This is a genomic window from Haloferax sp. s1, from assembly GCF_058382125.1.
On record NZ_JBZRPK010000532.1, the window covers coordinates 1 to 6,772 of the forward strand.

Here is a 6,772-nt window from a genome sequence, read left to right on the forward strand (position 1 = left end):
CCCGGGGTGGGGGTTCCGCAGACGGGGCCCGCCGCAGTCATCGGTCGACTCCGCGGTAGACGACCTGATTGAAGGAGGGAACCCATTCATTGCGGCGCTTCTATCCGCTCTCTTCCCCGGGTTGGGTCAACTGTACAACCGCGAACTCGAACGCGGACTTGCGTTCGCCGTCGGGATGGTCGTCACAACGCTTTCGACGGTAGTATTCATCGGAATCGTTCTCATCCCCGCGGTGTGGCTCTATTCTATCTACGACGCGTACGCACGCGCGGAACTTCGAGCCGAGGAGTTGCGGTGCGAGGAGGCGGATGATGAGACCGAATCGGCGGAGAACAGCGGTGCTGCGACTAATGTCGAATCACCGGACGACTCGACGGCCTGAGTCGCCCGTAATCGTCTGCGTGAGGTTCCACTGGAAACGCTTCAGAACGCGCGTTAGACCTCTGCGTCCCAGTCCGGTGGCAAGAGTGGCTCGGGGTCCTCGTGGACGAATTCGACACCCGTGTCGGGGTCGAGCGGGTGGACCTTCGTCCGCATCGTTGCGCCGTCGGCGAGCAGCGAGAACATGCGGTCGGTCTCGGCGAGACGGTAGTACAGCGGGAGGCAGACCGCGACTTCGTCTTCGGTCGCGCGGACGATGAGTGCGAGATAGACGAGACCGTTGGTGACCGCGCGGAACGATTCGTATTCGTCGAACGCTGTGCCTTCGACGGCCGATTCGACCTCACTGTATACGTCGTCGCCAACGACGATATCGAGACCGACGTGGTCGACGACATCGTCGCCTGTTCCGGGAACGGGAGCGACGTCGCCCGGCAGGGCCACGACGACGCGCCAGTCGCGCTCTCGATAGTCGTCAGCGAGCGCTTCACACTCTTCGACCACCGTCTCCCACGTGTTCGACTCGTCCGAGAGCGGATGTTTTTCCATGCGGCATGGTGTCGGTGAGCGATACCTAAACCTTGGCTTCTCCCGCCGGTGGGGAACGTCTACCTTCGCAGGGGTGCGGGAACTCGACGTTCCCACACCGGGCGCTCGCATTCGACTGGATTTCGGTCGCCGACTCGGTGACAAAAGTCTGAGATGGTCTGGCAAAAATTGAAAAGGTATATCATGCCATGCATATCATTCACATTCAATAATGAGTTTGCTCTCTCTTTCGAACCTTCGAACACAGTTTTCGACCGACCGTGGTCACGTCAAAGCTGTCGACGGTCTCGACCTTACGGTCGCCGAAGGTGAGACTGTAGGCCTCGTCGGCGAGTCGGGCTCGGGAAAGAGCGTGACGGCCCTCTCGACGATGGGTCTCGTCGACGACCCCGGCGAAATCGTCTCGGGGTCTGTCGAACTAGAGAGTCCACACCTCGCCGACGAATTCCGCGAGCAGTACGACGAGCCCTCGTTCGTCGACGGCGACATCATCAACCTCGTGGATGCCCCCGAAGAAGCGCTGCGCGTCGTCCGTGGGAGTGAAATCGGGATGATTTTCCAGGACCCGATGACCTCGCTGAATCCGTCGCTCACGGTGGGCGAACAGGTCGCAGAGAGTCTTCGGCTCCACCAGTACGGCGGCCGCCGGAAAGACTCGTGGTTCAACGCGGTCCGCGAATTGCTGCCGAAGCTTAGCCGTGATATCGACGACGAGGTGGTCGAACGGACCATCGACGTGCTCGAATCCGTCGGTATCCCTGAACCGGGTGCCCGCGTCGACGAGTACCCACACGAGTTCTCCGGCGGGATGCGCCAGCGCGTCCTCATCGCTATCGCGCTCGCGTGTCAACCCCGTCTTCTGGTCGCCGACGAACCGACGACGGCGCTCGACGTGACCATTCAGGCGCAGATTCTCGACCTCATCGACGACCTACAGGAGGACCTCGGGATGTCGGTGCTCATGATTACTCACGACCTCGGCGTCGTCGCCGAGACGTGCGACCGGGTTGCGGTCATGTACGCGGGCGAAATCGTCGAAGAGGGACCGGTCGAAGAGATATTCCACAACCCCTCGCACCCGTACACGTACACGCTTCTCGAATCGCTACCGAGCGAGGAAAAAGAGCGCCTCACGCCCATCGAGGGCAACGTTCCTGACCTCATCGACATGCCCGAGGGTTGCCACTTCGCGCCGCGGTGTCCGTGGGCCAAACCGGAGTGTACCGCGGGTGAGATTCCGTACAAGCAACACGGGGGCGAAGCGACAGCGCACCGCTCGAAATGCGTCCTCGACGATTTCGATACCAGTGAGTACGGCGTCGACGCCGTCGGAACGATGTCGCAGACCAAGCCCTCCAACACACCACTTCTCGAAGTCGACGGGTTACAGAAGTACTACCAACAGGCAGACGGCGTCTTGGACAAGTTCCTCGGGACCGACGACCAGAGCGTGAAAGCGGTCGACGGAATCGATTTCACCGTCTACGAGGGCGAAACACTCGGTCTCGTCGGCGAATCTGGCTGTGGGAAATCCACCGCCGGGCGAAGTCTCCTGCACTTGACGCCGCCGACGGACGGTCGCGTCGTCTTCTCCGGAACGGACCTTTCGGGACTCGACAGCGACGAACTCCGCGCGATGCGCCGTGACATGCAGATGATTTTCCAGGACCCGCTTTCGTCGCTCGACCCGCGGATGACCGTCGGACAGACCATCCGCGAACCGCTCGACGTTCACGACCTTCCGGTGTCCGACCCCGACGTTCGCGGCGAGGTCGTGGCTGACGTATCCGGTATTTCACCCGACCGCGTGACGGTCACGGCGAACGACGAAATCGACGCCATCGTGGGGTCGTCGAACGGTGTTTCGACGGCCCACGTCTCAATCACCGTCTCGAACGGGGACGTTGACGTGTCCGTCGAAGAGCGACTCCGTACCGAAATCGAGGTCGAACGCGACGGTGACACGGTGACTGCAGTCGACGTGACGGTCACGCCGGGCGAATCGACCCGTGAGCGTCGTCGTCGTCGCGTCCACCAACTGCTCGACGCCGTCGGGCTGGAAGTCGGGCAGTACGACCGCTATCCCCACGAACTCTCTGGCGGGCAGCGCCAGCGCGTCGGTATCGCCCGCGCACTCGCCGTCGACCCGGATTTCATCGTCGCCGACGAACCCGTCTCGGCGCTCGACGTGAGTGTCCAAGCGCAGATTCTCAACCTGCTCGAAGACCTCCAAGAGCAGTTCGGCCTGACGTACCTCTTCATCGCGCACGACCTCTCTGTCGTCCGCCACATCTCCGACCGCGTCGCCGTCATGTACCTCGGCGAAATCGTCGAAGTCGCGGACACAGGCGAGTTGTTCGAGGACCCGAGACACCCCTACACGAGGGCACTCCTGTCGGCGATTCCGGAACCGGACCCTGCTGCCGAGACGGACGACCGAATCATCCTCGAAGGCGACGTTCCCAGTCCCATCAACCCGCCGTCGGGGTGCCACTTCCGAACGCGGTGTCCGCAGGTCATTCCGCCGGCGGACCTCGACATCGAACAGGAAGCGTACCGCGAAGTGATGGACCTCCGCCAGCGAATCGAGCGTGAGTCGCTGGATGTCGAGACGGCGCGGGAGGAAGCAACGGCAGAGTCCGGGCAAGAGGCGGTCGCGGTGAGTGCGGACGGAGGGACTGTCGGCCGGAATGCGGTCGTCACGGAACTCCGAGAATCGCACCTGTCGCACTCGCTGTCGCCCGACCTGACGAATGTTATCGACCGTGCACTCGAACACGTCGTCGACGGCGAGTGGGAGGACGCAGCGGCGATTCTTCGGGAACGGTTCGAAAGCGTGTGCGAACGAGATGCCCCTGAACTCGGCACAGACGAGCACCCTGCAGCCTGTCACCTTCTCGATAAATAGCCAACTCAAAGCTGGCGAGGTGTCTTTTGGTTGATTCCTATTCTTGCCGGTGGAGCTTGACGGAGTCTTTCAGTTACTGTCCACGTTCTTCGTTATTTTTATAGGGTGTGATTGATAGGTACTGGTATGTCACAAGATGGCAATTCCCTATCCCGGCGCCGCTTCCTGAGCGCCGCGGGGACGGCTACGGCCACCGCAGCTCTCGCGGGCTGTACTGGTGGTAACGGCGACGAAACCACGACCGAAGAGACCAGTGGCGGTGGGGAGACCACGACCGAGGATAACTCCGGCGGTAACGGTGGCTCGCCATCTGTCCTGCGGTACGGCCGCGGGAGTCACTCGCCAACGCTCGACTTCCAGAACGATACGAGCGGCGAGGTTGCGAAGGTCACAGAGCAGATGTACGACACGCTCATTAACTTCGAGCCAGGCAAGTCCACGCTGACGCAGGGGCTTGCAACGGAGTACACGCTGGAGGGGAAGACGGCGTCCATCACGCTCCGCGAGGGTGTGAAGTTCCACAACGGCGAGGAGTTCACCGCAGCGGACTTCGTGGCGACGTATCGCCGTTTCGTCGACAATAGCTACGAGAACTACGCTGGCGACGACTACGTCTCCGCCTACGGTCCGTTCACGCTCGGGTCCTGGATTGACGAGATTCAAGTCGATGGCGACTACTCGATGACCATCAAGCTGACCCAGACGTACGCACCGTTCCTGCGCAATCTGGCGATGTTCGCGGCCGCCGTTCACTCCAAGGCCGCCATCGAGGAGTACGGGACGGAACTCAAAAAGAACCCAGTCGGTACCGGTCCCTTCAAGCTGAGCAACCTCGACGACGCGAACGAGATTATCCGCCTCGAAGCGAACACCGACTACTGGGGCGAAGGTCCCAACGTGGACGAAGTCGTCTTCGTCACCATCGGACAGAACTCCACGCGTGCGCAGTCGCTCGCGTCGGGCGAACTCGATATCGTCGACGGTCTCGGCGCGCAGTCGTCCGTGCAGGTCGAAAACGCGAGTAACGCCGACCTCGTCCGCACCGAGGGTATCAACATCGGCTACATGGCGTTCAACATGGCGAGTGTGGAGGAGTTCCGCGACAAGCGCGTCCGGCAGGCAATCAGCCACGCCATCAACACCGAAGCCATCGTCAACGAGATTTACTCCGGCTTCGCGACACAAGCGAGCCAACCGCTTCCGCCGAACGTCCTCGGCCACAACGACGACCTCGACCCGTACCCGTACGACACCGACAAGGCACAGAGCCTCCTCGAAGAGGCGGGCTACGGCGACGGCTTCTCGTTCGAACTGGCGACGTTCCAGAACCCCCGTGGGTACAACCCATCGCCGATTCAGACCGCAGAGACCGTCGCGTCCAACCTCGGCGAAATCGGCATCGATGTCGAAATCAACCAGCAGTCGTTCAGTCCGTTCCTCGAATACACCGCACAGGGACGCCACGACGCCTGTTTCCTCGGTTGGTACACCGACAACGCCGACCCGGACAACTTCATGTACGTCCTGCTTCACCCGCAGGTGGAAGAAGGAGAACTCACCGAGGGCCAAGACTGGGTCAGCTTCGACGCGGAAGGTTACAACACCAGTAACCGCTCCGGTTGGGCGAACAGCGAGTACATGGACCTCATCGAGCAGGGGCAGAGCACCTACGACGAAGCAGAGCGTGAATCGCTGTACAACCAGGCGAACCAGATTGCGCACGACGAAGCTCCCTGGGTGTATCTCGACTACGCGGACGAACTCCGCGGTGTTTCAAAGCGTGTCAGCGGGTTCAAAATCGCGGCCATAAGCGGCCCGTACCTCAACCTGGTTAGCCTGAACTAAGGGACTGACCACCTTTCGATTCATGATTTCGACACGATTCGTACTCAAGCGGCTGCTGTTGCTCGTCCCCGTGCTGGTTGGAGTGGCATCGCTCGTCTTCTCCATCCTGCACCTCTCTCCGGGCGACCCGGCGCTCACCATCGCTGGCGAACGAGCGAGCGAGGAGTTCGTCCGGCAGGTCGAAGAGAGTCTCGGGCTGAACGACCCTATCTGGGTGCAGTACGGGCGGTTCTTGGCCGATGCCGCGCAGTTCCAGTTTGGTGAATCATTCATCATTCAGCGGAACACTCCAGTCCGTGAAGTGCTGGCGAGCAAACTGCCAGTCACGCTCGAACTGGCCCTCTACGGCCAGCTTATCGGCGTCTCGCTCGGCATCCCGCTCGGCATCCTCAGCGCCGTCAAGCAGGACAGCATCACGGACCACCTGACCCGTATCGGTGCGCTCACCGGTATCAGCGTCCCCATCTTCTGGAGCGGTCCGCTTCTCATCTTGCTGTTCGCACAGATGCTCGGATGGCTCCCGACGAGCGGCCGGATTTCGGTCCTCTACAACGTCGAGGCCATCCGCGTAACGGGGCTTGTCACAATCGACACGCTCCTTGCCGGGAACATGGAGATGTTCGTCTCGGCGGTTCGCCACATGATTCTCCCGGCGTCGGTTATCGGCGTCTACTCGATGGCGCTCATCTCGCGGATGATGCGCTCGTCGATGCTGGAAGTCATCCGGCAAGACTACATGCGGACTGCCCGCGCGAAGGGCCAAGGCGCGAAGATTACGGTCCTGAAACACGGCTTCCGCAACGCGATGATTCCCGTCATCACGGTCATCGGCATCCAGTTCGGTGGCCTGCTCGGCGGTGCAGTGCTGACGGAGACGGTGTTCGCCATCGGCGGTATCGGAACGCTCCTCGTCGAGGCCATCAAGGTCGGCGGTTACCCCCGCGGTCCGGGGGCCGGCCTCACCCTCGCGCTCCCGTTCACGCTGGGGAATCCCGGCGGCGCCCTCACCTACCCCCTCCCCGCCCCCGGGGGCGCACCCAGAGCACCGAGAGCAAAACGCCGCCCGCGGCGCCGGCCCAGGTGGGGCAC

The 6,772-nt window shown here is 61.9% G+C and carries 5 protein-coding genes; 4 read left to right on the forward strand and 1 reads right to left on the reverse strand.

Annotation, left to right across the window (positions count from 1 at the left end; translation table 11 throughout):
- Positions 1-382, forward strand: a 382-nt coding sequence (locus QT222_RS09090) for a zinc ribbon domain-containing protein (protein WP_491476980.1), incomplete at its 5' end; no start/stop codon positions are given.
- Between the two features lie 53 nt (positions 383-435).
- Here the strand turns inward: QT222_RS09090 and QT222_RS09095 are convergent.
- Complete coding sequence (locus QT222_RS09095) at positions 436-930, reverse strand: DUF7529 family protein (RefSeq protein WP_491476981.1); 495 nt, start codon at positions 928-930, stop codon at positions 436-438.
- 208 nt (positions 931-1,138) lie between these two features.
- On the opposite strand from QT222_RS09095, the gene QT222_RS09100 reads away from it, so the two are divergent.
- The 3 genes from QT222_RS09100 to QT222_RS09110 form a co-directional block, all read left to right on the forward strand.
- A complete protein-coding gene (locus tag QT222_RS09100; RefSeq protein ID WP_049917436.1) occupies positions 1,139-3,838 on the forward strand; it encodes an ABC transporter ATP-binding protein in 2,700 nt (899 codons plus the stop codon).
- 126 nt (positions 3,839-3,964) lie between these two features.
- Positions 3,965-5,683 carry an ABC transporter substrate-binding protein gene (locus QT222_RS09105; protein WP_004057662.1) on the forward strand — a complete coding sequence of 573 codons (1,719 nt, stop codon included), beginning with the start codon at positions 3,965-3,967 and terminating at the stop codon, positions 5,681-5,683.
- 22 nt (positions 5,684-5,705) lie between these two features.
- The coding region (locus QT222_RS09110; protein WP_491476982.1) for an ABC transporter permease at positions 5,706-6,772 on the forward strand (1,067 nt) is incomplete at its 3' end.